This is a genomic window from Pseudomonas sp. LS-2, from assembly GCF_003605735.1.
In the GTDB taxonomy this organism is placed as follows: domain Bacteria; phylum Pseudomonadota; class Gammaproteobacteria; order Pseudomonadales; family Pseudomonadaceae; genus Aquipseudomonas.
This window is the reverse complement of sequence record NZ_QXTJ01000018.1, coordinates 1-22,425: the sequence shown is the minus strand read 5'-3', so window position 1 is coordinate 22,425 and position 22,425 is coordinate 1. Positions and strand designations below refer to the sequence as shown.

The window sequence follows — 22,425 nt, the reverse complement described above, 5'->3', positions numbered from 1 at the left end:
CCATCTAACTTTTGGCGTCCACAGTATGCAACTTATTCTTATCAATTGAATACGTGATCAGACTCGGAACGAGCGTCGCGATGGTTCTCATCATTCTTGAAGAGAGGTCGCCATATAGTGGGAAATTAGCCGAACAGACAGTCAGCCCTGCTCGCCAATGCTCTTGCCTAACCAGGTGAATGGGCTCCGACATTTTAATTCCCAGTGCCTTGGCCTCAGGTGAGCGAGCAATGACGCACCCATCACCGCTTCCAGCGACCACCACAGGTTTATTCCAAAGTTCCGGACGCCATACACGCTCACAGCTGCAATAAAAATTGTCAGCATCCACGAGGATGAAAGCCTTGCGATTCATACGGGGCTTAATTTGTGTAGATTGAAAGTGCAAACGCCCCAAATGACCAAGGCATCCATGTCCCTAACGACGATGGGGGTATAACGTTTGTTTTCAGGGCATAGCAGTACATTGCCGTCCGCAAACAGCAGTCTCTTACAGACGAATTCACCCTCATGAATCGCTACGACAATGGACCTGTTCACTGCCTTTTTCGAACGATCCACAACGATGACGTCGCCCTCGTAAATGCCTGCGTCGATCATTGAGTCTCCCGCACTGCGCACCAGATACGTCGCGGGAGGATTGGTGACTGCAATGTCGTCGAGAGAGCTCATTTCCTCGATCAGGTCTTCCGCAGGCGAGGGAAATCCGCAGCTAAGGGTTGATGAAAATATGGGTAGTGAGACAGTTGGAGGGTCCAGGCGGACGCGAGCGATCAGGGATACATTGTTCATCGTGATACCTGTATGAATGTACAGTGAGTGTAAAAGCATACACCTAAGGTCCATTCCTACAAATTCTTGTTCCGAAAAGCATGCTGATCCGAGAATCCGACAGCTTGGGTGTCCCGCGTCGCGGTGCGAAGCTTGACTTAGCCGCCACACAGAGTCAGATCCAAACATGAGTGCCACATGCTGCCTGTTTCGGACATGCACAATCCCGCGCGGTGGCCAGCGTCAGAAACCGCAGGCACGCCTTCTATCATTCGTTGCCTGGCGAAACTGAAGGTTGCGAGTCTGAGGACAGCGTTAAAATGAACTTCTTCGATTGCTTCAGCTTTGCGGAAGGCAAGCTATGCCTAAAAATCCAGTACATAAGGCACTTTTTTGAGTACGTCAGACCTCCCTCGTAATCTCTGCAACCCGACAGTAGCCGCTCCCCTACGCCGTGAAATCCGGCGCCTTTGCAGCATGAAGGTGTCGCTGGATTACATGTGCCGTGGTAGTGGCACATTGCAAGTCCACAACGAAGCTACCTCGTCGCAACAGTACAATCAGGTCCCCGCGCACCCGGAGGAGTTTCTGCGCTTGATCGTGCCGTTCCTGAATTGGGAGCAGGCGCACGAATCTCGACCATTTCAAGCCTTTGTAAATCCTTCCTATACGTTAGGTGCAAATATTGGCGGGTACCCTGAAGACTTAAGTGATACGGAGGCTACGGTCAGAGCAGAGCGGTACGCGAGAGTTTTCGGGTCCATTGACGACGCTCACTACACCTGGTACCCGGACCTCGGCCTTTTTGCTGCGGGGGAAGGGAAACATCGCGTCGCATTTATGCTCCATCATCGTCAGCCGGCGATTGCTACCTGGGTGAGCGAGCAAAAATTGCCGTGTGCGGATCGGTTCGCAATTGTTCGGCCTCCACGCACGTCCGGATCCGCGGAACGAGAATGGTTGATTATCCTTGACCGGCGTTATGCGCAGGTATTACGCCGACCGCATATATCAAGACCGTTACTCGCAGCGTACGGTGTGAGGGAATACGACTGGAGTGAGATAAAGGAGCTGTCGGCTGAACGCGAAATCTGGACAGCGATCTATTCACGTGGCCTGCACCTGGAGCAGTCGAGCAGAGACGAGATGAAAAGGACGCTTGATCTCAGGGAGCTCGCGGAGGCTAGCCGCAAAGTTGCAGATGAGTCGGCAGAACAAGTCGAATGGCGGATCGATCAAGTCGCGCCACTCCGATTAAAGGTAAAACGGATGATCTGCCAAATCGCGGCGATGGGCCTCGTCGGCGGTTTGTGTCTGCTGCTGCCTTCGGATGAGTTGCGATCGATCGGTGTCGGGATCTTGGGAGTGGCAGTTGGTTTGCTTAGTAGCCCCATTCTTCTGCGCCTAAGGGGGCCACGGCGGTTCATGATCAAATACGATAACCGGGCCGGCTAAAAGATGCGTGATACTCCGAACCTTTCACGCTAGTCAGGGCGGGCCGAAGCAAAGAATCTTCTATCAAACGCTTCCTCAGGTACGGTAACACCCCACCATTCCAGAGCCTTCGACCTAAAGAGGGCCCAGTCAGACTCGGATGGCCGGCCATGAGTGCAGAGTCGGCATTCCGGCATCCCCAACATTTGCTCTGTGGCAGTGTTGTGGAGGTCGACCCCCATACGGCCGAAGCGCCCAACCGTCGAACCATCCTCGGATGAATGAATCCAGACAGCGTTACGGGAGGAGCTCAACTGAAGTTCGTACTGTGACATTGCAGCTTTCTCAGTGTGAGTGTTCGTTCAAAAGTGATGCCATTATCTATGGGCGCGGTGGAGAAGCGCTAGCAAAGGCCAATGCCAACTAAACGTTTTGGCCGATGAGACCCAACCTCGTGAGAGGGTCATCCGTGATGAGCGGGTAATCTTTCCACGAGGTTTTTGTTCGTCAGTTGAAATGGAGGCCTCAGAGGTTTGCGCTTAATCTGGGTTAAGCTCCGTGCTGGAGATCGAACGAACACTGCCGTTTAATTTCGTAGGATGGAAGACTTCTTCAGCCATTTCGGAGGCAGCATGTGTAGCCATTATCATGGACCGAAGCATGAGCAGCTCACGCTCGCGTTCGGAACGTCCCCTCAGGAGAACATTTCAACCGATCTGTGGCCTGGATACTGCGGTGCCTTTTTGAGGCGTCATGCCGATGCCGATGCCGATGATGAGGCGGTCTCTCCAATTGAAGTTTTGGCCGGCACATTTGGACTTCTCCCGTTCTGGGCCAAATCTACAACTCTGGCACGATCCACCTACAACGCTAGAAGCGAGACCGCCGCCGAAAAGCCGTCGTTCAGAAATGCATGGAAAAATCGTCAGTTCTGTTTGATTCCGGCGGTCAGTATTTTTGAGCCTGACTGGAGAACCGGCCAGGCGGTCGCAACTGAAATCTCTCGTACAGACGGCGAGTTCATGATGATCGCCGGTCTGTGGGAGCATGGCCCCCTTGGTTATAGCTACACCATGCTTACGCTGGATGCATCCGGTCACTCGGTTATGCACCACATGCATAAGGGGGCTGAGAAAAGGATGGTCGCAGTGCTTCCTGCAGCCCAGTACAGCGATTGGCTCGACGCTACTCCTGAAAGGGCAATGGATTTTGTGCAGCAGTACCCCGCGGAAAGGCTGACGGCTTTAGCAAGAGGGTAGGGCGGTCGGGCGAGATTGCATAATTCAAAACGATGAGACGATTGCTTCAAGCAGGGCCAAGGGTTGGTCCAGAAAAGGAGCAAAAGATGAGCATCTCGCAACGGCCAAGAGTGGATGTAAAACCGGTTATCAGCCTAGACGGTGACATCAGCCACTGCCGTATCAGTGTCGGCGATATGGCGTTCGACGCGCACCTAAATCAAGGCAGCGCTGATTTGATCGAGATGATTCTAGATGCTACCGATGTGAGGCTGAGCGTCAACGAGGTCATGATCGTCACTCGTGCTAGCCGAGCTCAAATGGTGCGCGAGGCGTCCCGAATTCGCGAAACTCTTGCATCAAGGCCATATGGGATTGTCGCGGATGTTGGACCTGGCATGACGCTATGGCAACGAAGAAGCGGGAATCTAGTCTGGGTTGATTACATTGAGCTGGGGATCAGCGAAGCAAGCGAAGTTTGCCCTGGCGCAATCTCCGAAGTCGGTGAAATCGACACTCATGAGCTTTACGAGATCGCACATTGCATGCGCACGTGGCTCAGAGAGCCTAAGTTCACTGAAGTAGACGTGGATTGGTTGCAGGCTGTGGAATCAAATATCATTTCCGCCCCGTCTCCCGAATTGCAGCCCTTTACGCTAGTCAAGGTACGCGAAGACTATCGAACGCTTCACGGAGAGTTGATCGCCTGTGCGGGCGCCGTAGGAATCATCAGGTCCTATGACCAAGATCGCCGCGGTGTTGATTTTGGCAAGAATGAGACCGGGGCATACGTGGCCACTGATGCTTGTGGTCGTAAATTCCATTCGATACCTGACCATTTCCTCGAGCACATCTATCCAGCGTAATGGCGCCAAGGGAACGCTTGGTATAGGATTCCGATCACGTCTGTAGCCCAACGCCACCACCGAATGATCTGAGGCCCGCCACGTATTTGCGTAGGAGGGCCTTTTCATTTCAGCCGCGAGCAGTGCCCATGTGCGCCGGTAGTTCGTTTGGCACAGCGCGTTCAACTCACAATAGGAAACAAGATTTTGAAGCAACAGATCTGCTTGATTGCACTGGGGATTTTAGGGGCATCCCACGCCTTGGCCAACGACCAGGCTCAGTCCAAAGGATTCGTGGAAGACAGCACGTTGAATGTGCTGCTGCGCAATGCCTACATCAACCGCGATTACAAGGGCGGTAACCAAGACAAGTCTGAATGGGGTCAGGCTGCGATCGGCACATTCTCCTCCGGCTTTACTCAAGGCACCATTGGCGTTGGGGTAGACGCATTTGGGCTTTATGCACTGAACTTGGAGCGCAGCTCTAGCCGAAGCGGCGCACAAGGTATCGACTTCTTCAAACGGGACAGTGAACAGAATCCTGCTGACGACCTCTCAAAAGGCGGTGCGGCTGTCAAATTTCGACTGTCCAGCACTACGCTGACGTATGGCGACCAAATGCCGGCACTGCCGGTTCTGAACTACGATAATTCCCGACTGCTGCCAGAAAGCTACACAGGCACTCTGATTACTTCTAAAGAANAGAGCGCCGAAGGTCGTGACAGTGGTGGCATCAAGTCGCTAAATGTAATGGGCGGCAGCTACGATTTTACTGATCGCTTCAAGGCATCCCTCTACGCATCGGACGTTGAAGACGTTCTCAAAAAGCAGTACTTGGGAGCTACCTACGTACTTCCGATCAACCAAGACCAATCTCTGACGTTGGATTTCAATGGTTATCGCACAAAACTGGATAGCTCCTATGTCCGCGATAACGGTGTGACCGGCGACGACAACAAGATTTGGAGCCTGGCCGCAACGTTTGCAACTGGACCACACAGCTTCACGATTGCGCACCAACGCTCCACTGGCGATAGCAACCTGGGTTACGCCTACGGTGGTTATCAGAAGGATCAAGGCCGTGTTGGCGATGGCGGGAACACCATCCTGCTGTCTAACTCCTACTGGTCAGATTTTAACGCTGAGGATGAGCGCAGTTGGCAGCTGGGTTACGGTCTGGACTTCGGGGCCTTCGGTGTTCCCGGTCTGAGCTACAACTTCGCCTACGTTCGCGGTGACAACATCACCACTTCAACCACCACTGGCGGTACTGAGCGCGAAATTTTCAACCAGGTTAAATACGTCGTCCAATCCGGTCCGGCTAAAAACCTGAGCGTCAAGCTGCGTAGCTCGATTCTCCGCGTTTCAGAGAAGTCCAGCGAATACAACGTCAGCGGCAATGAAGTGCGTGTGTTCGTGGATTACCCGATCAGCATTTTTTGATGTCTGTTTGACTGCCTGACACCATAAGCCCCGATTTTTCGGGGCTTATCATTTCCATTCAGAACCTGTGGGTGATGGTAGCCTGATGCTAGCGAATACCCGCCTCCTCGCGCTCTTCAACGTTCGCCAAGCCTTCCTGGATGAATTGATGGGCCCCTCCACAGTCGCCGACTGATCATTGGATTCTTCTCGTCAGTGGCAGAATTGTGGTCGATTGCTCATTGACCTGCAAAATCACTCGAAGGCTTCAGAGGATGAAAAGAATCTTTGCCCTTGCCTTGATGCTCCTCGTGGGGTCTCACGGTGTTGCTCAGGCCTTCGATCCTTCAAAGGATTCAACGACAGCCCCCGGTGACCCCGCCCCAGTGGCGGAAGGTATGGCCGCCCAGTTCTTGGCCATTGAGCCGAATGCGGTCAACGTGGCGATTGCTATGCACGCCAATCATCGTGCTTCAGCGCGTACAACGGTGGCAGGCGGGCGCGGATGCACTATGGAAATGGTGCATGTTGCAGTGTCCGAAAAGTTCGAGCGCGAATGGATGATCAGCTCCGCTGAATGCGACCAGTGATGTGGCGTAGACGTGGCCTGAAAATTGACTTAAGAGGAGGGCCAGCAGTGGCTGAGTACCCAGAATATCCATCCGTAGAGGCGGTGATAGACGTAACCCGTTATCAAGATGCCGTTGTCGCGCTCAACGGTGTACGCAACACCTTCTTCAACGGGCATTCGATCCTGGTGCCGGAAAGGGAAGCCCAGGCTATTGCGATGCTTCGCGATCGTTATGACGCCGCACTCACCTACGGGCAATGCGCTGAGTTCGAGTTTGCGACTAAGGCAAGCGCACAAGGCGTTTCCATCCACCTAATCCGTTTGGGGCAGGCCGTTGCAGGTAGCACAGGGCAAAGTGCCGATGAGATGGTGAGTGACGCTATACGCCGGCCAGATGATATGCATCGCGACTGGGGGGCGTTGTACACGAGCTTCATGAATCCCGCTGTTTAGTCACCTCACCCAGCCGGTTGGGTATCATATGCTGACATCTGATTTTGGGGTGTGAGCGAACCAAAATGACCATCGACTGGTCCCGGCCGATTTATTTGAGGCCGTTAACAACCCTCTTGGGTTTGACATCGTCCTTGGCTTGACGCCGAGGCCAGTACGGTCCCATCTCATTGTCCTGAATTCACTTTTATCTGAAAGGAAGTACGGTTGAGCGATTTCTCCCCTGCAGTAGATCCACGAACGGTTCAGCTTCTCGCGCTTGTTGTCACGACCGTGTTCGTATACCTGGCCATCAAATACTCCTATCGCGCGTTGATGCATCTGTATTTCGATCTGCAACCCGTCGGCAGCGAAATGCTGCGCCGAGCGATCGCGCAGATGCCTCCGCATCGCTCGACACTCAAGGCCGTAGCGGCACTCATCGGCGCCGCTATCAGCTTATGGGCATGGGCTCACTACCTCGTGTGAGTTCTTGTCTACACCACATTGCGGGGCTAACCGAGGAAAGTCTGGACTCAGCGCTCAATGTTGTGAGACCGGTCGCTTGGATGGTGACGCGACCACAATGACCGGAGGCTGGTAAGCCTGTTCACAGTTGCCCACTTTGTAGGTCGTCTTATCGCGTTGGGAGAGCAAGGCGGTTTCTGTCCTTCAGCTCTTCCACTCATCAGCTATGTTTTCCTGCTCGATCTTGGGCACGGTTACCGTGGCTCTCAACGGGTTCGGCCCAGCGGTTCGACGGCTGGGCTGGGTATACCTTTGGGGGGCTACATGAATTCGTCGATGCCTGGGAAGTCGGTTGGGCCTGTCTCAGAACGACGTAGCCAACCCCGCACCATGCGAAAATTAAGAACGTGGCCAGCCATTTCGGCCTCCAGTGCGTAAACCGCCTGTTTGTCCTCTGGGTCGTAGTCTTCATGGTCCAGCGCCTTTGAAACGTAGTCCCACACGGCCTGGAAAAGTGCGTGCTCCGCATCGGGTTTCTGAAGTGCCAGTGAAGGCGACACCATGACCTTCCGGACCAGCACTGCAGCTTCGCAGAAATCGCCTCTGGCAACCGCCTCAATGCGTTGCGCGAGGTATCCCAATGTTTCGTTGTCCATCATGCTTTCTTTTAACTCGGCAGGTAGTGGCCACGGGTGGACGGTTTCGGCTGTAGCCGCTCTTCGTGTAGCAGAGCAAACGACATGATCGTCTGCTTCATCTGATCAGCGCTCTGCTCGGACATGCCTTGAAACTGTTGTGCAGCGTCGACGAAGCCACGGATTCTGTAGACGGCTTGGACAATCTCTTCTTGGCTTTTCATGCCCTTGTCGAAAATCGCCGACATGTAGGCAAAGCAAATATCGTGCAACTCACTATCTGTATGGTCGGGCATCTGTTGATTTTTCCTGCTGCGTGGTGTGCGTGCCGGTATACAACAGCCGGGCGCTTTCAGAGATCAGTTGATCTGTTTCTCGACTGGTGAAGAAAACCCGCCGTAAGGCGGGTAGAACTTCTGGTCGGTTTCCTCGAACAAATAAGTTACGCGATCTGCGTGCGGGCCAGCAGATTTAGGGCTCGTGCCGCCTTCCGCGCCGCGGTGTCGATGCGATTGTGCTGAGCCTCGGTCGACAGTGCCGGATATCCCATTTCGCTCATTCCCTCCAACGCACCTTCAGCCTTGGCCTTGGCCAGTCGCATAGTCTGCTGATCTGGTGAGGTTGTGATGTCGTTGATGAAACCGGCCAACTTGGCTTCCAGCTTGCGGGTCTGCGCCGCGTTCATCTTGATGGGCATCGCCTTTCCCTTTACCACTACATGATTTGTTCGATCAGTTGGCCAGCGACACCAGATATAGCGCCGCCACGCTATCCTTGAAGCCCCGGTTTACTGGGGCAGACTGACTACTCGGCGGCTTCGTTGTGCAGTTCGTACATCTCTGCACAAAGTTCGCGGTAGCTTTCCAGAGACATGCTTGGATCTTCAACCCCGATGTCATAGCCAACGTTTTCGATGTACCAAACCGAAAGCTCGGCGGCGGTCATGTTGCTGAAATCAGGCATGATCATTTTCCCACATGAGTGTTTAGGTTGGTATAACAGGCCCGCCCGTGACTGCAAGCACCGTCGCTGCGAGCAAGTGGATGCCGCTTCAGGATTGCGCGTGAAGTGTGTTGGATCTGGAGATAGTCAGGTCGAGGCCTCCTGACAAGGGAGGCAGCAGCCCCGGTGGAATGTTCACGGAAAATTCGAGACCTTACAAAGATCGCTGCCCTGAATCGCCACCTCGCGGAGCGTCGGCAATCGAAAGTCCACCTTGCACATTATCGAGCTTGCTGACGAAGCCCTTGTTCACCAACGCTCGTATACGCGTCTGGATGGTGCTGGAAGTAACCTGCTCCAGTGCCGCTAATTCCACCATCGTAGGACTGCGGCCATGGAGCACTAGGTATCCTTTTAATTGCTCATAGGTTCGGCGCTGCCCAGGAGTCAACGCATCGCAACAGCGCTTAGCCCTCTTGGCCCATTCCTCCGCCTCGGTCACTAAATCGGTTGCCAATGCGCTAGCTTCCTTGAGCCGATGCGATTCGTTTTTAATGAACATCGCAGCCTCTATCATCGCCTCAGAACGCCCTTGCATCTGTTCAGCGGTATAACTTCGACCTCTGAAGACCATGACCCCGCTATCCGTAAGCTGCTTCGTACTGAAGCCCCCATTCTTTGCTCCGCCCCACGCCATCACACACCTGCCCGATTCCCAAAACAGTGGCCAGCATATGGATGGCGTGTACTCAATAAAAGACGGCACAGCGCACCACTGATTATTCATCGAGCTGCCAGCACAGTACCCGCCGGTTTACGTTGCAACGTTTGGCCCCTGTCTCATTTTCCAAGGCAGCCGTTTGCTAAGTCGCGACCTGAGGCAGGTGGTGAAATCATGGTGTTCAGTCTGGAGCCTCATAAGGTCACGCATTGAGCGCTAGATCCTGTCAGAGACCATGCCTCGATCTGAGCTTGCAGTTTCACGTTTATCCGTAACCTCGGTCGTAAGTGCTGCAGCCGCAGCCACACCAAAGGTACGTTATCAATGTTCAAATTTCTTAAGGTCTGCCTAGCCGCCATCGTCCTCGCAGTAGTGTCGGGGTGTACTACCGTGGAAACGATGTCGCGTGGTTCGGATGATGGACTGCGAGCCCTCAGCATGGTCGCTCCTCGGGGAGGCGCTGCGCTATACGTTTATCGAGATCGAGCTAGTGACTTTGGTTTGTACCAGATGAAGCTGACCATCAACGGTAAGGATGTCGTGCTGGCGCCAGCCTGCGTCACCCGCATTGAGTTGACGCCGGGGCATTATCATCTTGAAGCCGGCCACCCTGATTTGTTCGGTGGTGAACAAGAGGTCGACATGGACGCTACGGTTGGTGGTGTAACGGTATTTGAATTCAAGCCCGTCGCTCGCTTTGTCATTTCTGGTGAGTCGAAGCTAATTCCAACTACAGCACCCAGTCTTCTGCAGGTGATCCACTCGCAGCGCTTGTGCATGCAATCCACCGTACGTTTCTGACACGTAGCTCTCAAGGTACACACATATGAAACCCACTCGCTCAAAGCGCCAAAGCGCTCCCGGCCAAGGGGAGCTATTTGGCTTAGACGCTGTCGCCAGCGTCTACAAGGCGAATCCTGAAACCTCCCTGACTAACGACATGCTGTACGGTCTTGTGGCCAGAACGGCGGGTGTACCACTTTCCGTCCTCGAGGAGAGGGTCCCAGTTGGTCAAAGTGGGCAACGGCATAGCCTTGCGCGTCGGCAGATCCGCTGGCAGCAGCAGACACTCAAGCGCCTGAATGTGCTTGAGAGGGTCAAAGGTGAGCGGGGTGTATGGCGGCTTACCGAAGCGGCTAAACGAGAGCTGCATGCAGCCAAGCCGGGGGTGAAGTTGTTGGGGTACCGTACTGACCTTGGCGTGGCAATCTGGGGCCCATCGGGCGATGCTTTCAAACGTTTGGATGTTCCGGTCACACTCGTATTCACTAGTCCACCCTTTCCACTTTCTAGGTCACGCGCTTACGGGAATGTCGGCGAGCGTGAAATTGTCGACTTCATCTGCGAAACCCTTGAGCCCGTCGTTGACGCTTTAGCTGAAGATGGAAGCCTGTGTTGCAACGTCTCGAACGATATTTTCCTGAAAGGGACTCCAGCTCGATCGACCTACGTGGAGCGTCTGGTACTGGAGATCTGCGATCGATTTTCTCTGAGCTTGATGGATCGTCTTATCTGGGAAAATCCGTCGAAAATGCCTGGCCCTCTGCAGTGGGCATCTGTTACACGCCAGCAACTCAATACCGCGTGGGAACCGATTCTCTGGTTTTGCAAAAACCCTCTGAAGGTAAAGGCCAATAATCGTCGTGTTCTTGAACCTCATCGTGATCGGCATCTGAAACTGATTCAGTCTGGCGGGGAGAAGCGTGAGACCAATTACGGCGATGGTGCATATCGCTTGAAAGTCGGAAGCTTCGGCGCAGAAACCGCCGGACGCATTCCTCGGAACATCATCAAAAGGGGGCACCGGTGCGCCTATGGAATTCAACATCGGCGAGCTGCTCTTGAGCTGGGCCTTCCGCCTCATGGCGCCGGCCAACCTTTATCAGTGCCCGAGTTCCTTATCCAGTTCCTTACAGAGCCGGGTGACCTAGTAATCGATCCGTTCGGGGGGCGCGGCATAACGGGCCTGGCTGCGGAAATCAACAACCGCAGATGGATGACAGGGGAAATCAATCTTGAGTACGTCAGAGGCGGTGCTGAGCTGTTTCGAGGTCGACCAGGCTTCTGGTTGAACCCCCATATTGATCGCGCCTTTGCGACTGGTTGCGCAAGATAGGGGACGCCTCAAAGAAAGAAGAATCACGTCCCAAATTCGTCCACAGAACCGTGGTGAGATGAGTGTTCCTGTGAACGGTTGCATATCCAAGAACTCGCTGTTTGATGGTTGCGTCACCCTAATGCGCGAAAGGTTCTTTCACGCGCATTCAGTGACCCCATCATCAACCTCGAGGATTGGCACATGATTCAACCTTACAGCTGGACTATTCGATTTGACGTTGCACCGGAGTTGGTTGCTGACGGCTTCAGCTTCAACGATGTTCGGGCACTGGAAATGCTCGGCCGGGAGCTCGGCCATGCTGACATGTCGACTGAGTTGGCCGCAGCTGTTATCTGCGCCCCTCATCCGGTGCGCGTAGTTCAAGAGCAAGGCTATGGCCCTAAGCATGCTCAATTCAACGCCCAGATCGCCGAGTGCAATGCGTCGATTCCGAACTCTGGAGTGGTATCAGCGGCGCTGGCAAAAGCAATCACGCTCCTGGAACAGGTCGCCTTCGTTAGTCACGAATCAGATGGGACGGCGGAAGTCCTTGTGGATCTGCAGACTGCCTTGGCGCTCGTCAAAGGCGAACAGCCTATCTCTGATATCATGTGGCAACCCTGTCCAGAGTGATCTGGATGAGCTGGCGCCGGAAAGTGCGCCGGCTTTGGGGGGGCTGAATTTAGCCAAGTAGATTGAAATGGATGCTGTAATTAATGCCGACGATACAAGTCTATACCTCGTTTCTAGCGGTTCCGACGCCGGTCACTACGCCAAGTAGAATTCCCGCTAGCCTTAAAGTTCGACAAGGGGAAGGGTGGAGACATGATTAATTTTGTCATCTCTATCGGCTGGCAGGCGTTTGTGTTCTGGGCGGCGATACACATCGGGTTCGCAATGCAGATCATCGACAAAGCGACAGTTTTTGTGAAAGAGTCAGCTCTATGTCAATTCCTGCAGGCGCCTGTCAAGGATGGGTCATGTAGGATCGAGGGCAAGGTGGAAGGTACGTTGCGTGACAGCTGGATCGTTACGCCAAATCCTGAAGTTCCAGCCAGCTTTGAATTGAATCACAAGATCCCTGCCATGCTCTATGATCCCAAGGACTGGCACATGGTTGGAGGCTCGCCCGCAGTGACTGGGTTGGTTGTCGTTACAGTCGTTCTATCCGCTGCCGGCATCTGGCTGAGCTTCGTCGCCACCCGGAGACGAGTTCGCGCAAATCAAAAGCTCCAAAGTGCAGTGGGCGTGTAAATCCAGGTAGGTCGGATGCTCGAGCCTGCTTGCGAATCCTGAATTGCCAGCTGTAGCAAAGATCGCGGAAATCCTACGCAGGTAGGTGCAATTCTTAGAAGACGGTCCACTTGGTATCCAGGCGACCGTCCCTGAGTGATGAATGCCAATCCGCTCCGCATTGGGTACAGATTACCGGCTTGCATATCTGTATCCCTTGATAGCCTTGTGTTATCACATCGCTGCGGAAGCCAAAACTCATGACTCAACAGAAATCACCTTCGCAAGCCCCCGGTAACGCTCGTTCGCCCCGTGACCCTGCTGGCTATAGCTCTCGTACGGCGGACAAATTCGTACTGCGAGGGCCCCATTCTTTGTTCGATGCAGTGGCCGAGCTCGGAAACACCCAAGGCCGAAGCGTCAATTCAGAAATCGTGCAAGCGATCCAGGCGAAGATCGCCGGTCGTCAAGCAGCTCGCCTTACTCGACAATGCCTCTGCGCCAGACTCGGCGATACCAAAGCGGCATTTGCTCTAGCCGGTATTAAACCTTTTGACGCTCAAACTGGTTCTGAGACGAAGAAGACAGTTATCCGTTTTCCGCTGGGCGTTCGTGAAGCAATTGCGGATGCAGTGGATCGAGCCCGCGAAGCAGAAGGGGACTCAGTGACCAAAAATGGTTGGATTGTTGAGGCATTGATTTGGTGGGTAGATGTACAGCGTCAAACCAATGCACTGCTTGGCGCATGCATATTCGAAGAAAATAACAATGCGTTGGGTCGAGCAGCTTGACTGATGCAAGGTGATGATTGCCTATGCGGCGATTTGGGCGGTGTATTTTGGTCGTCTACCTTGCGTTAAGCGCTCTCGGTCATAGATGAGGTATAGGTCCATGCATCCTGCTCCACTTGACGTCACGCCGGACGAGCATGGCATTGATGCCGAAGAGCGGGCGAATCAATGGCTTGCTGACGGCATTAAGGCTTCCGAGGATGGCAGAGTGACGAAGGCCGAGCGCTGCTTTCAGAAGGCGAAGTTTTGGAGGGGACGCGCTGACCAGATTTCAGGACGTGCGGGATCTCAGGCAGCGGCCTGCATCGAATAATCGAACGCTCCCTTCAACGCGCATCTTGGGATCTGGAAATACTGGTTCAGTTTGGTTCGGATAAGTACATCCCATGTTATCAAGCAACGGACCAACGCACTCCTGGTCGGGAAACGGTCGACAAGTGAAGTGGCTACCACCGTTTTGCTTCGACAGTGCCGTGGGCTGGCCCAAGGAGTGCTAGGGGCTTAAGTCTTCATCTTCTTGCCGTCGCCGATTTTCAAGGGCCACAGCAAATGCTCTGTGACTCGCTACGTTCTCCGGCAGTGGCTGATCGGAAGCGACGCGTGTAGCGGCGAGAGCTCGTCCGGAAAACACTGCGTATTCGCTGCCGGCGAGACGTCGAGAGATGACAACACTCAACGATTCGTCTAGCCAGATCAATCCTTTATCAAACAGCGTATGCGCGTCTGCGCGGAGAAGAATCCCGTTGTTAACGGCATTGGAGGCTGCTCCCCGATAAGGCTTGATGTGAGCAGCCTCAAGAATGTCCACGACACTGCATCCTGTAATTGCGCAGGTACCGCTATATGCGCGGATCAAGTCAGAGCGGAACGCCACCGCGCCCTCGCGCTGTGCGATAAGCCTGAGTGCTTTTTTCCGGGAATCTTCGTCTGGAGCCGCTTCGTCTGGTTGGACAGTCGCTGGCAAGTCTGCCGGGAAGTCTTCCATAGCTTGGAGCAATTCAGGTTCGACCAGGCAAAATGGGAAGATTTTTCCGGGGCTTACCTCCATACCATCCCAGATCCCATGAGTAGCTGGGTCATACAGTTCGTACGTTTTAGTGCGCCCGACGCCTCGCCGGTAGAGGACGTCCTTGGGGTCATTCAAGTCAGAACGAAAAATCGTCCGGTGACTGTTGCGGTTGCCTTGGAACCGGTTGCGATCATTCACGGTGATGACAGACGCGACTGCGTGAGCATCGCCCAGAGTAGTACCCTGTTCGCTACACCATTGCTGCAGCGCTGAGAGCGATTGACGTCCTCCCAATGCGTGCATCGCTCTGGTCAACATCTCGTACTGAAAAATGGCCATCTCTTCCTCTCAAAGGCTCTAGCGCGGAACGATATTCGATAGGGTTGTCTCTTTCCACCACCAGGATATACTTCGGGCACTCGCCAAATGGCACTCAAAAAGTTTCTTTCTTGTCGGATGCTCCGGCTCGAATGATTGGCAGACTACCTGCCACCAAAAGCTGCTTAAGCAGCACCTCTAACCCTCGCGGGGATGCTATCCCGCTTGGGGTAGCTCCGCGATTTTTCCTAGGAGCTACATCATGATTTCTCGTAATTTCCAATGTTCTGCAACCAGCGGTGATGCTGTGCTGACTGCTGAAATCAGCCCGTGCAGCTTCATGTACCCAGGGTATGGACTTCAGCTGACCGTCAAAATTGAAGGCAGTGGTGGGAACACGATTGTGCAGAAGAAAGAAATCGCGATCGAGAATGCTACTGAAGATGACTGCAAGGCCCTTCTGGATACAGTTCAGATAGTTCCCTGCAAGAGTTGCAGTAAGCCCGCATTTGACCCTGCAACCTGCCGCACAAACCGCGACGGTGAATGCAATGAGTGCTTCATGGACGCTCTGAACGCCGAGTACGAAAAAGCTCGACAAGAGAGTGATGAAAAACTCAAACGGGACGATGCCAAGAATAAGAAACAGGGATATACCCACCGTGTTATGGCTTGGGTTCATCCGCCACAAGGTGAGGATTATCAGCTTGTGATGTATATGCAGAACGCTACGGAGCAAGAAATTGTGAAGGTCCTCAAGCGTAAGAAGAGCACGGTTACCAATGACTACCAGATCATTGTGCTCTGATTGCGAGGTAAGAAAATATGGCTTTCGCAGAGATCAACCTTCGAATCGAATACGCTGAGGCCTTTGATTTTGAAGACCTTCGCACCATCTTCCATAATGTGCTGGCTGAGGCAAAGGAATGTGGTGCCCTGAATCTTCCAGCGTCTGAAGCTGAAGACGGCGTTGCAGTTGAATGTAAAGCGATAGGGCAGATTTGGCCTTATTGGGAAGGGTAAGAAAAAAACCCGGCATGCGTTTGCTTGCCGGGTTTTTTTTCGCCTGGACAAAACACCCGACCGCCATGGGTTGCGGATCCCCCAAGAAGCCGCCGATCGAGCCCCAGCCTTGCCGGTTTCCTCCCGATCCATTGCACCATCTGATCCACGTTGCTCTGATAACAGACCGAATGCTTGGTTGGGGCGGGATTTTGTAGTGAGCAACAACCTAAGAGGCACCTGAATATTCGCGTCCAGCATCGGAGCTGGCGTTGGCGTTGGCGTTGGCGCGGGTGTCGGTTTAGTACCGTTGCGGGCTCGGATTAGTAGGTTCAATCCACTGCTGTGAGGGAAAATGCAGGCCATAGAGAAGGCTCTTCTGCTCTGTAGATCACAAGGACTCGCAATGCAGATCCTCACCGCTGTTCAGGAACTTACGCCCGCTGATCGTGAGCGGCTCTGCCAGATTAAGAAGACGGCTGCTTTTGATGAGTGGCGTCGACTTTTGCGCCCGACCGATCGTCTTCCGCGCGGCTCTTTCTTCAGGGGCAAAAAAGCAGGGGCTGCACCTTTTTTCATGGACGAATTCTGGCAGGCCAGCGCCGGTAAACCATACGACTTGACCAATATGGACCCATCCAGGCCAGTTGCGATCGGGCCATCGGCTTCCAAGGTGGCTCCCGAGTCGTTCGCCAGGTTCATGGTTATGGAGAATGTCGAAATCCCGTCCGCTACTGCTCGCAATGTTGTGGCCTCGTCTGATGTTCAGAACCAGCAGCCCGCATAGCAGGGACAGACTGATGAAACACAACGAACATGTGATGGCCTGGCTGGTCACTCTGAGAGACGAAGCAAAGCGCCCTGATTGCCAACTGGGACGCATCGTCGAAATCGCCGGAATCCTTGCCCGGTATGCGTTTGGACCGTCCAGTGTGTAGGAAAGTAAATGATGACCTGCGTAGAGCGTCCCGCTGGTGCGGGCAGGCTCCGCATGACCTTACGGAAGTCGACGTGAATAAGATTGAGCCTTGGCAAGTAATCATAATTGTTGGCTTAACTGCGATTCTCTACGGTTACGCCCAAGACTTCGTTGATTGGATGGGTTGGTTTGCACTAACTGATGTTGGAGATAAATTCGCTGAGCTTGGATGCTGGATACAGCGTTGCTTTTTAAGCGTAATTTTGTCTGGAGTGATCGCAATCGCAATCTACGCATTGTTTTCTTGGTTAGCTTCAACTCCAGCGAATGATCCACGGAATGCTTAACGGTCGAGGAAATATTGGCATGGCTACCAAGCTCAGCGAGCCGATGCAAAACGTACTGATGAAGCTTGGGACTGGCTGGGGTTGGGATGATTTCGGTGTCCATGGCCCATTGTCTTACGCCGCACGGGTGCGCACCTGTAAAGCGCTTAAAGAACGCGGTCTTGTGGCTTACGCGTGCGCTGATTACGACCTGACGGAAGCGGGTGAGGCGCTCGCAAAACAGCTGATCGACCAGGCCAAAGTCGCTCAGATCGCACACTAGGGAAAATGAAAATGACAGATGTACAGGCCAAAGCCCTCAAGATTTGGGCGCTGATCCTCTGGACCGCACTTTGGTGCTGGGTCTACGCAAAGAGCGATGGCCAGCCGATTCAGTATGTGCCGGGGGTTGAAATTAACGCATTGCAGTTTTGCGTGACTGGCTGGTTTTTCCCTTGGCTTCCAAGAGGCTTGATGCTGCTTAATCAGGCCAAACGTAAACGCCCTTCGACGTCGAAAATATAGCGATACCGCGTAGGCCCATCTGTCGCTGGGCCGAACTCGTAAAGGGATGGGCTTTTCGTATCCTGTAATTTATAGGGCTCCGCCATGCTGCTTACAACCAGGACCGCTTGGACGCCCGAGCTTTACGCTCTGCGCGAAGCTCGCCGAATTAAGATTGAGGCGCACATTGAAGCCAGCACTTGTTACCTCTGTGAGCAGCCAGTAGCAGACGGTGCCGCGCTTCATGGCCCGACCGGTGCGCACTGGGAGTGTCACAGTGGTCCGATTGAGCCACCAAGCAAATCTGAGCACGTGCCGCGTCCAACGAAGGTCCCTAAAGCCGACCTACACCCTCGTATGGCACGGGCCAATGGTGGATCTCTGGTTCACTTCGTGATCCCGCCCACCGGCATGTCGCTGTGCGGGCACAAACCGAAAAACACGGCGCACCACATGAAACAACGGGGTAAGTGGCTTGTATGGAAGGATGATGCGACCGTACCAGTGCATATGAAGAAATGTTCGAAGTGCTTGGCCGCGGCTGAGCATCTATATCCAAAAGTAGAAGTCGACTCAGAATAGGAACAATATGCTGGATTCACCATTTTCTTGCAGCAACTCCATAGTCTGGTTTGCGGGGATTTCAATCCTCTTGTATGCACTGCAATTAATTCGACCAAAAGCCTGGGCAAAGCATTTCGCTATTGTGGGATGCCTTTTAATGATCGCGAATACTGCGGCGTTCGGGCAGATACCTTTGCGTTACGCAGTAGCTGATAAAATCGAACTCTGCAGGCCTTTTGGTCTCTGAGTGGTAACGCTCAAGTTTGAAAGGGCAACCATCACTGGGTTGTCCTTTTTTTGTCGATTCAGTTAGTCATCTGAGCAGTATTCCTGCGGCCTAGCCTCAACGGTTCGGCAACGCCAACTCCTCGGGCCTATACGATCATCCAGTGCAGCAATAACTCGTAGCGGGTAGTGACTCCATACGGCCTCGCCTAAAAAAGCTTGACTTTGGAGTAGGTTGTCATTCCACGTCGTCCACAATTTATAGATCGTGGACACATAGGATTTAGGCTAATTCCATATGTCAACCATAAAAATTGGGTACTTTCTTACTCCTTTGGAAAATGCGGTCAAAAAATTGCCATTGACAAGCGGGCTACGAGCGTGCGACAAGTGTCCATGTTTTATGGAATGTGGACACTTGCCGGGGTTCATTGTGTGAAAAGTCAAGATATTCTGATTCTGTTCAAAATGACTAGCCTTCACGCTCAAGAGGAAAATCTCTTTGGTCGCATGGAGTCGGAGTCGACATCAGAATTGGTGAGGAGCCTTTTGCAGCCGGAAAACCGTGGGCTACTGTCGGCTGGTGATCCGGTAGGGCGTGCGTTGTCTGACCATCAATTTGAAGATCAGGACATCGTGTTTAGACCGCAAGAGTTGGACTCACCGATGGGGGACAGTGACGTTTGGGAAGGCTGGACGGAAGCTGTTCCGTCAACACCAGTGACGAGCTGGAAGGAGAATTACTCACTGCGATCTCTTTCGGCCTCGCTTGGCCTGAGTAAGAGTGAAGTGTCGAACTCTCTGGTGCGATGTCGCGAGGCCGGGCTTTTGACCAATGACTACGAAACCTCTCTGCCGAAGGTAAATCGTCGCGAGCTCCTCAAAATAACTGAGCACGCCCTTAAGTATTTTTTTCCAGTGAGACCTGGTGCAATCGTTCGCGGTATTCCTACAGGTTTCGCAGCGCCGGCGCTTTCTAAGAGTCTAAAAAGTGCAGGGGGGCTCATCCCGGTGTGGCCGGATCCACTCGGAACCGAGCGGGGCCAGGCGATCGAGCCACTCTACAAAACGGTGCCTGATGCGGTAAAAAAGGACCGGACCCTGTATCACTATCTGGCACTAGTTGACGCGATTCGTGTTGGTGGCCCGAGAGAGTGCGGGGTAGCCGTAAACATACTCAAGGCAGGGATGGGGCTCAAATAACATGGGATCTAATGCAGACCACAACTACGAGCTAATCTCGCTCGTTGCGGACGGATTGGGAGACGATTTTCTAGCTGAATGCGCGTTCGTTGGTGGATGCACGACAGCAATGCTGGTGACTGACACCGCGGTGCTTGATGACATTCGGTTCACCGATGACGTTGATCTGGTGATTGAGCTAGCTGGCATTTCAGCGTGGGAAAAGCTGACATACCGACTAGCCGCGAAGGGCTTCAAGATCACAGGTGAGGACGAAGTCAATTGTCGCTTCAGATTCAACGACGTAATTGTTGACGTAATGCCCAGTGACCCGAAAATTCTCGGCTATGCAAATCGCTGGTACGTGGAAGGACTGGCGCTGGCCGTGCCATTTGAACTCCCCAGTAAGAGGGTCATCAGGATATTCAGACCGGCCTATTTCTTGGCGACGAAAATTGAAGCCTTCAAAGGTCGCGGCAAAAACGACCCTTACCATAAGGACGTGGAAGACATCGTGATCTTGATCGATGGACGTCCTGAATTGCTGGGGGAGGTCCAGCAGGCCAGCGTCGAGCTCAGAACATACATCGCTGAAGGAGTTGGTCAACTATCCACGCTAAGCGGAATCGATTACGCGATACTGAGTTCGGGATCGGTTCGGGCAAACCCTGGCCGAGAAATGGTCATTCATAAGCGCATGAAAGACCTGAGTGCCATAGCATGATTTACCTGACACGATCTGTAAAAGGGCGGGAGCGTGAGGTTAACCACGATTGCGCAGCGGCCGTATGCGACGGCGATCGTGGACTGTTCCTTATCGTGGACGGCACTACAAAGCCCGGCAGTTGCGAGCTCGCGCAAGCCTTGGTTCAAGGTGTGATCGATGCTTACCGGGCTCATATCGAGCGAGGAGCTGAGGACTTTGACCACAGTCAGGTAGAGCAGCTATTGAGGATCATTCTGAAAGATCTGCATCATCAACTGTTCGCGACTCTGACCGGGACAGCAAGCTACCTGGTGGCCGTGGTATCAAACGGAAAACTGACAGTTGCCTACGAGGGTGATTGTTCCTGCGGTATTGCAGGAAGCGGCGGGGCAATTGAGTGGTTCACGTCCCCACATTGCCGGGCAAATTGGAAGCAAGATCGGTCCCACATCGAAATCGCCCAAGATCCTGCTCGGAATCAGGTCACTCGCAGCCTGAGACCAAACCGCCTGCCAGATCCGTTCTTCGTTCACCAGCCGGCTCCCGCCGGGGCTCGCTTTATCTGTGCTACGGATGGATTTTGGGCTGAGCTTACTGAGGAACAGCAGGCCGCTGCGCTTAATGCACCGAGCGACGTGATCGCCAGCGCAAGTGATGACGTAACCTGGATCGATGTGACCGTTTAGCAGTCTCCTTAGCAGCACAAAAAAACCCAGCCTCCGAAGAGACTGGGCTTTGATTTATCTGCTTCCTGATTCGAAGCATGGGTTGCAGACTTCCGAACCATCCGGACAGCCGATGACCTCTTCGACCTCTGCAGTGCAGTTCGCGCAAGTGACCATCGCTGGTGCGCTTTCCTCCTGCATGAAGTGAAGAATTAACTCTTTTATCGACTGGCGAGGAGAGGACACCTCCTCGTCAGTGTGTTTTACAAAGGCGGTAAACCAGAACTCCGATCCTGACACAGCCAGACAACCACACTCAGTCCGTACATGATTTTCATCTCCTAGAACCAATGCCTGGTCTGGATCAATCATTGGATCGTGCCGCAGGAACTGCGCACGGCCGTCGAATTTTTCGACTTTATGAAGGCCGTGGCTAGCCACGAACTCGGCTAGTGAGGCGATCTCCCTAGCTAGGTTTTCGTCGACGGCGAAAGTGACGATGTTGGGCATGTTGTCCAGATCCCCCCCACCTCGTGCATCAGTACGAAAGCTTTTGATTGTGCTCATTGAAATGCTCCTCAGAAAATTTAGGGAGCTCCAGCCCCGAGGGGGCAGGTGCTCCCTCAAGAAAGGTTGGTGATCGATGGCGCTGGACGGTTACAAGCCGAAAACGCCCTTAGCTAACAGCGAAGATTTAATTTCTTCGCGCTTTGCTTGGTCGTTGTAGGTCTGGGTATTTGCGTCGATCTTCATCGCATCATCGATAACTTCGCAGTGATCGAGTTCGCTGAGGAGTTCGGCTGCCAATTTATCAAAGCAATTTCCGGGCTTATCGGCCACACCAAAAGAGTGCTTCTCCAGCACTGCCTCGATAGCCGTTGCTGTGAGGACGTACGCCGGCTTCACAAAGACCTCTGGCTGCCCAAGAACTGTCGCAGTATTCACAAGGCTGTCTCCAGGAGAGGACATATCGTCCGATTCTTGAAGCCACCCTGGAAGTGCAACCAAGATTTCAAAATCTGAAAACATGGCTTCAGCTAATGCGAAAGCTTTCAGCGATCCTTTTGCCTCAACGTGGTAGCAGACGATCTGGCTGGTGATTGAGTCTTGGATAATTACCGTGAATTTTTTCATGTGGATTTCCTTTCTGTAATAAAGGAGTCCAAGCCCTAAGGGGGATGGACCCCTCTGGGTGTGTGATTCGTCGCAGTGTCAAGCAACGTTAGGTTTGATGCATCGTCGACGTTGGTCGGGCCAAACTGGCCACCGGTATCGCCAGTGATACGTAGGAGCATGCTTGTTATGCATCTCCACCATCTCAGATGAGGGGCGGTTGCAGAAGCTGAGTGCAACACGGTTATTGAATTGAAGCCGGAGCATCATGCCGCATTGCCATGGAGTTTT

33 protein-coding genes and 1 pseudogene are annotated in these 22,425 nt (G+C 53.4%); 24 read left to right on the top strand and 10 right to left on the bottom strand.

Annotation, left to right across the window (positions count from 1 at the left end):
• Positions 1-4: 4 nt before the first annotated feature.
• Together D3M70_RS12400 and D3M70_RS12395 are read right to left on the bottom strand one after the other, a co-directional pair.
• Entirely contained in the window at positions 5-355 is a 351-nt protein-coding gene (locus D3M70_RS12400) for a RulB protein (protein WP_120126055.1), read from the bottom strand.
• The gene (locus D3M70_RS12395) at positions 352-792 is read right to left on the bottom strand and encodes a LexA family transcriptional regulator (protein ID WP_120126064.1); all 441 of its coding nucleotides are present in this window, start codon (positions 790-792) and stop codon (positions 352-354) included. Before D3M70_RS12395 ends, D3M70_RS12400 begins: the two co-directional genes overlap by 4 nt.
• Before the next feature lie 456 nt (positions 793-1,248).
• Between D3M70_RS12395 and D3M70_RS12390 the strand changes: the two genes are divergently transcribed.
• From D3M70_RS12390 to D3M70_RS12355, 8 genes and pseudogenes are all read left to right on the top strand, one after another.
• Positions 1,249-2,226, top strand: a complete 978-nt coding sequence (locus tag D3M70_RS12390) for a hypothetical protein (RefSeq protein WP_120126054.1) — start codon at positions 1,249-1,251, stop codon at positions 2,224-2,226.
• 578 nt (positions 2,227-2,804) lie between these two features.
• On the top strand, positions 2,805-3,464 hold the full coding sequence (locus D3M70_RS12380; RefSeq protein ID WP_305955081.1) for an SOS response-associated peptidase: 660 nt from the start codon (positions 2,805-2,807) through the stop codon (positions 3,462-3,464).
• 86 nt (positions 3,465-3,550) lie between these two features.
• Positions 3,551-4,309, top strand: a complete 759-nt coding sequence (locus D3M70_RS12375; protein WP_120126052.1) for a hypothetical protein — start codon at positions 3,551-3,553, stop codon at positions 4,307-4,309.
• Between the two features lie 183 nt (positions 4,310-4,492).
• Positions 4,493-4,990 (top strand): annotated as a pseudogene (locus D3M70_RS33095) (OprD family outer membrane porin); the annotation flags it as partial.
• Position 4,991: 1 nt separating this feature from the next.
• Positions 4,992-5,731: OprD family outer membrane porin (locus D3M70_RS33090; protein ID WP_256659827.1), on the top strand; the 740-nt coding region annotated here is incomplete at its 5' end.
• A 254-nt stretch (positions 5,732-5,985) separates the two neighbouring features.
• The gene (locus tag D3M70_RS12365) at positions 5,986-6,300 is read left to right on the top strand and encodes a hypothetical protein (protein WP_120126051.1); all 315 of its coding nucleotides are present in this window, start codon (positions 5,986-5,988) and stop codon (positions 6,298-6,300) included.
• A 47-nt stretch (positions 6,301-6,347) separates the two neighbouring features.
• Positions 6,348-6,734 (top strand): hypothetical protein, encoded by a 387-nt coding sequence (locus D3M70_RS12360; protein WP_256659826.1) that lies wholly within the window; start codon positions 6,348-6,350, stop codon positions 6,732-6,734.
• Positions 6,735-6,941: 207 nt separating this feature from the next.
• Positions 6,942-7,202, top strand: a complete 261-nt coding sequence (locus D3M70_RS12355) for a hypothetical protein (RefSeq protein ID WP_120126049.1) — start codon at positions 6,942-6,944, stop codon at positions 7,200-7,202.
• A 299-nt stretch (positions 7,203-7,501) separates the two neighbouring features.
• Here the strand turns inward: D3M70_RS12355 and D3M70_RS12350 are convergent, their stop codons facing one another.
• The 5 genes from D3M70_RS12350 to D3M70_RS12335 all read right to left on the bottom strand — a co-directional run bounded on the left by D3M70_RS12350 (position 7,502) and on the right by D3M70_RS12335 (position 9,320).
• The gene (locus tag D3M70_RS12350) at positions 7,502-7,840 is read right to left on the bottom strand and encodes a hypothetical protein (protein ID WP_133306460.1); all 339 of its coding nucleotides are present in this window, start codon (positions 7,838-7,840) and stop codon (positions 7,502-7,504) included.
• An 8-nt stretch (positions 7,841-7,848) separates the two neighbouring features.
• Entirely contained in the window at positions 7,849-8,112 is a 264-nt protein-coding gene (locus tag D3M70_RS12345) for a hypothetical protein (RefSeq protein WP_120126047.1), read from the bottom strand.
• A gap of 146 nt (positions 8,113-8,258) precedes the next feature.
• A complete protein-coding gene (locus D3M70_RS12340; protein ID WP_120126046.1) occupies positions 8,259-8,513 on the bottom strand; it encodes a hypothetical protein in 255 nt (84 codons plus the stop codon).
• A gap of 107 nt (positions 8,514-8,620) precedes the next feature.
• Entirely contained in the window at positions 8,621-8,779 is a 159-nt protein-coding gene (locus D3M70_RS31940; RefSeq protein ID WP_165869787.1) for a hypothetical protein, read from the bottom strand.
• 193 nt (positions 8,780-8,972) lie between these two features.
• Positions 8,973-9,320, bottom strand: a complete 348-nt coding sequence (locus D3M70_RS12335) for a LexA family transcriptional regulator (RefSeq protein WP_133306459.1) — start codon at positions 9,318-9,320, stop codon at positions 8,973-8,975.
• 483 nt (positions 9,321-9,803) lie between these two features.
• Between D3M70_RS12335 and D3M70_RS31935 the strand changes: the two genes are divergently transcribed.
• The 6 genes from D3M70_RS31935 to D3M70_RS12305 all read left to right on the top strand — a co-directional run bounded on the left by D3M70_RS31935 (position 9,804) and on the right by D3M70_RS12305 (position 13,914).
• A complete protein-coding gene (locus D3M70_RS31935; protein ID WP_120126044.1) occupies positions 9,804-10,280 on the top strand; it encodes a hypothetical protein in 477 nt (158 codons plus the stop codon).
• Positions 10,281-10,305: 25 nt separating this feature from the next.
• Positions 10,306-11,595, top strand: a complete 1,290-nt coding sequence (locus D3M70_RS12325; protein ID WP_120126043.1) for a site-specific DNA-methyltransferase — start codon at positions 10,306-10,308, stop codon at positions 11,593-11,595.
• 183 nt (positions 11,596-11,778) lie between these two features.
• On the top strand, positions 11,779-12,210 hold the full coding sequence (locus D3M70_RS12320; RefSeq protein WP_120126042.1) for a hypothetical protein: 432 nt from the start codon (positions 11,779-11,781) through the stop codon (positions 12,208-12,210).
• Positions 12,211-12,402: 192 nt separating this feature from the next.
• Complete coding sequence (locus D3M70_RS12315) at positions 12,403-12,831, top strand: hypothetical protein (RefSeq protein WP_120126041.1); 429 nt, start codon at positions 12,403-12,405, stop codon at positions 12,829-12,831.
• A gap of 239 nt (positions 12,832-13,070) precedes the next feature.
• Complete coding sequence (locus D3M70_RS12310) at positions 13,071-13,601, top strand: Arc family DNA-binding protein (protein ID WP_120126040.1); 531 nt, start codon at positions 13,071-13,073, stop codon at positions 13,599-13,601.
• A gap of 100 nt (positions 13,602-13,701) precedes the next feature.
• Complete coding sequence (locus tag D3M70_RS12305) at positions 13,702-13,914, top strand: hypothetical protein (protein WP_120126039.1); 213 nt, start codon at positions 13,702-13,704, stop codon at positions 13,912-13,914.
• 180 nt (positions 13,915-14,094) lie between these two features.
• On the opposite strand, the gene D3M70_RS12300 is transcribed toward D3M70_RS12305, so the two are convergent.
• Complete coding sequence (locus D3M70_RS12300; RefSeq protein WP_120126038.1) at positions 14,095-14,949, bottom strand: HNH endonuclease; 855 nt, start codon at positions 14,947-14,949, stop codon at positions 14,095-14,097.
• Positions 14,950-15,190: 241 nt separating this feature from the next.
• Here D3M70_RS12300 and D3M70_RS12295 point away from each other — a divergent pair, with 241 nt between their 5' ends.
• From D3M70_RS12295 to D3M70_RS12260, 10 genes are all read left to right on the top strand, one after another.
• Entirely contained in the window at positions 15,191-15,736 is a 546-nt protein-coding gene (locus D3M70_RS12295) for a hypothetical protein (RefSeq protein WP_120126037.1), read from the top strand.
• 17 nt (positions 15,737-15,753) lie between these two features.
• A complete protein-coding gene (locus D3M70_RS12290) occupies positions 15,754-15,951 on the top strand; it encodes a hypothetical protein (protein ID WP_120126036.1) in 198 nt (65 codons plus the stop codon).
• A 385-nt stretch (positions 15,952-16,336) separates the two neighbouring features.
• Positions 16,337-16,717, top strand: a complete 381-nt coding sequence (locus D3M70_RS12285) for a hypothetical protein (protein WP_120126035.1) — start codon at positions 16,337-16,339, stop codon at positions 16,715-16,717.
• 13 nt (positions 16,718-16,730) lie between these two features.
• A complete protein-coding gene (locus D3M70_RS31930) occupies positions 16,731-16,868 on the top strand; it encodes a hypothetical protein (protein ID WP_165869785.1) in 138 nt (45 codons plus the stop codon).
• A gap of 73 nt (positions 16,869-16,941) precedes the next feature.
• Positions 16,942-17,196 (top strand): hypothetical protein, encoded by a 255-nt coding sequence (locus D3M70_RS31695; RefSeq protein WP_133306457.1) that lies wholly within the window; start codon positions 16,942-16,944, stop codon positions 17,194-17,196.
• A gap of 19 nt (positions 17,197-17,215) precedes the next feature.
• Complete coding sequence (locus tag D3M70_RS12280; protein ID WP_120126034.1) at positions 17,216-17,458, top strand: hypothetical protein; 243 nt, start codon at positions 17,216-17,218, stop codon at positions 17,456-17,458.
• 11 nt (positions 17,459-17,469) lie between these two features.
• A complete protein-coding gene (locus D3M70_RS12275) occupies positions 17,470-17,700 on the top strand; it encodes a hypothetical protein (protein WP_120126033.1) in 231 nt (76 codons plus the stop codon).
• A 1,176-nt stretch (positions 17,701-18,876) separates the two neighbouring features.
• Entirely contained in the window at positions 18,877-19,671 is a 795-nt protein-coding gene (locus D3M70_RS12270; protein WP_177418413.1) for a MarR family transcriptional regulator, read from the top strand.
• A gap of 1 nt (position 19,672) precedes the next feature.
• Positions 19,673-20,374 (top strand): hypothetical protein, encoded by a 702-nt coding sequence (locus tag D3M70_RS12265; protein WP_120126031.1) that lies wholly within the window; start codon positions 19,673-19,675, stop codon positions 20,372-20,374.
• Positions 20,371-21,042, top strand: coding sequence for a PP2C family serine/threonine-protein phosphatase (locus tag D3M70_RS12260; protein ID WP_120126030.1), 672 nt, complete (start codon positions 20,371-20,373; stop codon positions 21,040-21,042). The genes D3M70_RS12265 and D3M70_RS12260 overlap by 4 nt, the downstream gene beginning before the upstream one ends.
• A 54-nt stretch (positions 21,043-21,096) precedes the next feature.
• On the opposite strand, the gene D3M70_RS12255 is transcribed toward D3M70_RS12260, so the two are convergent.
• Positions 21,097-21,588: a hypothetical protein gene (locus tag D3M70_RS12255; protein WP_120126029.1), complete on the bottom strand. Its 492-nt coding sequence runs from the start codon at positions 21,586-21,588 to the stop codon at positions 21,097-21,099.
• A 90-nt stretch (positions 21,589-21,678) separates the two neighbouring features.
• Complete coding sequence (locus D3M70_RS12250; protein ID WP_120126028.1) at positions 21,679-22,155, bottom strand: hypothetical protein; 477 nt, start codon at positions 22,153-22,155, stop codon at positions 21,679-21,681.
• Between the last annotated feature and the right edge of the window lie 270 nt (positions 22,156-22,425).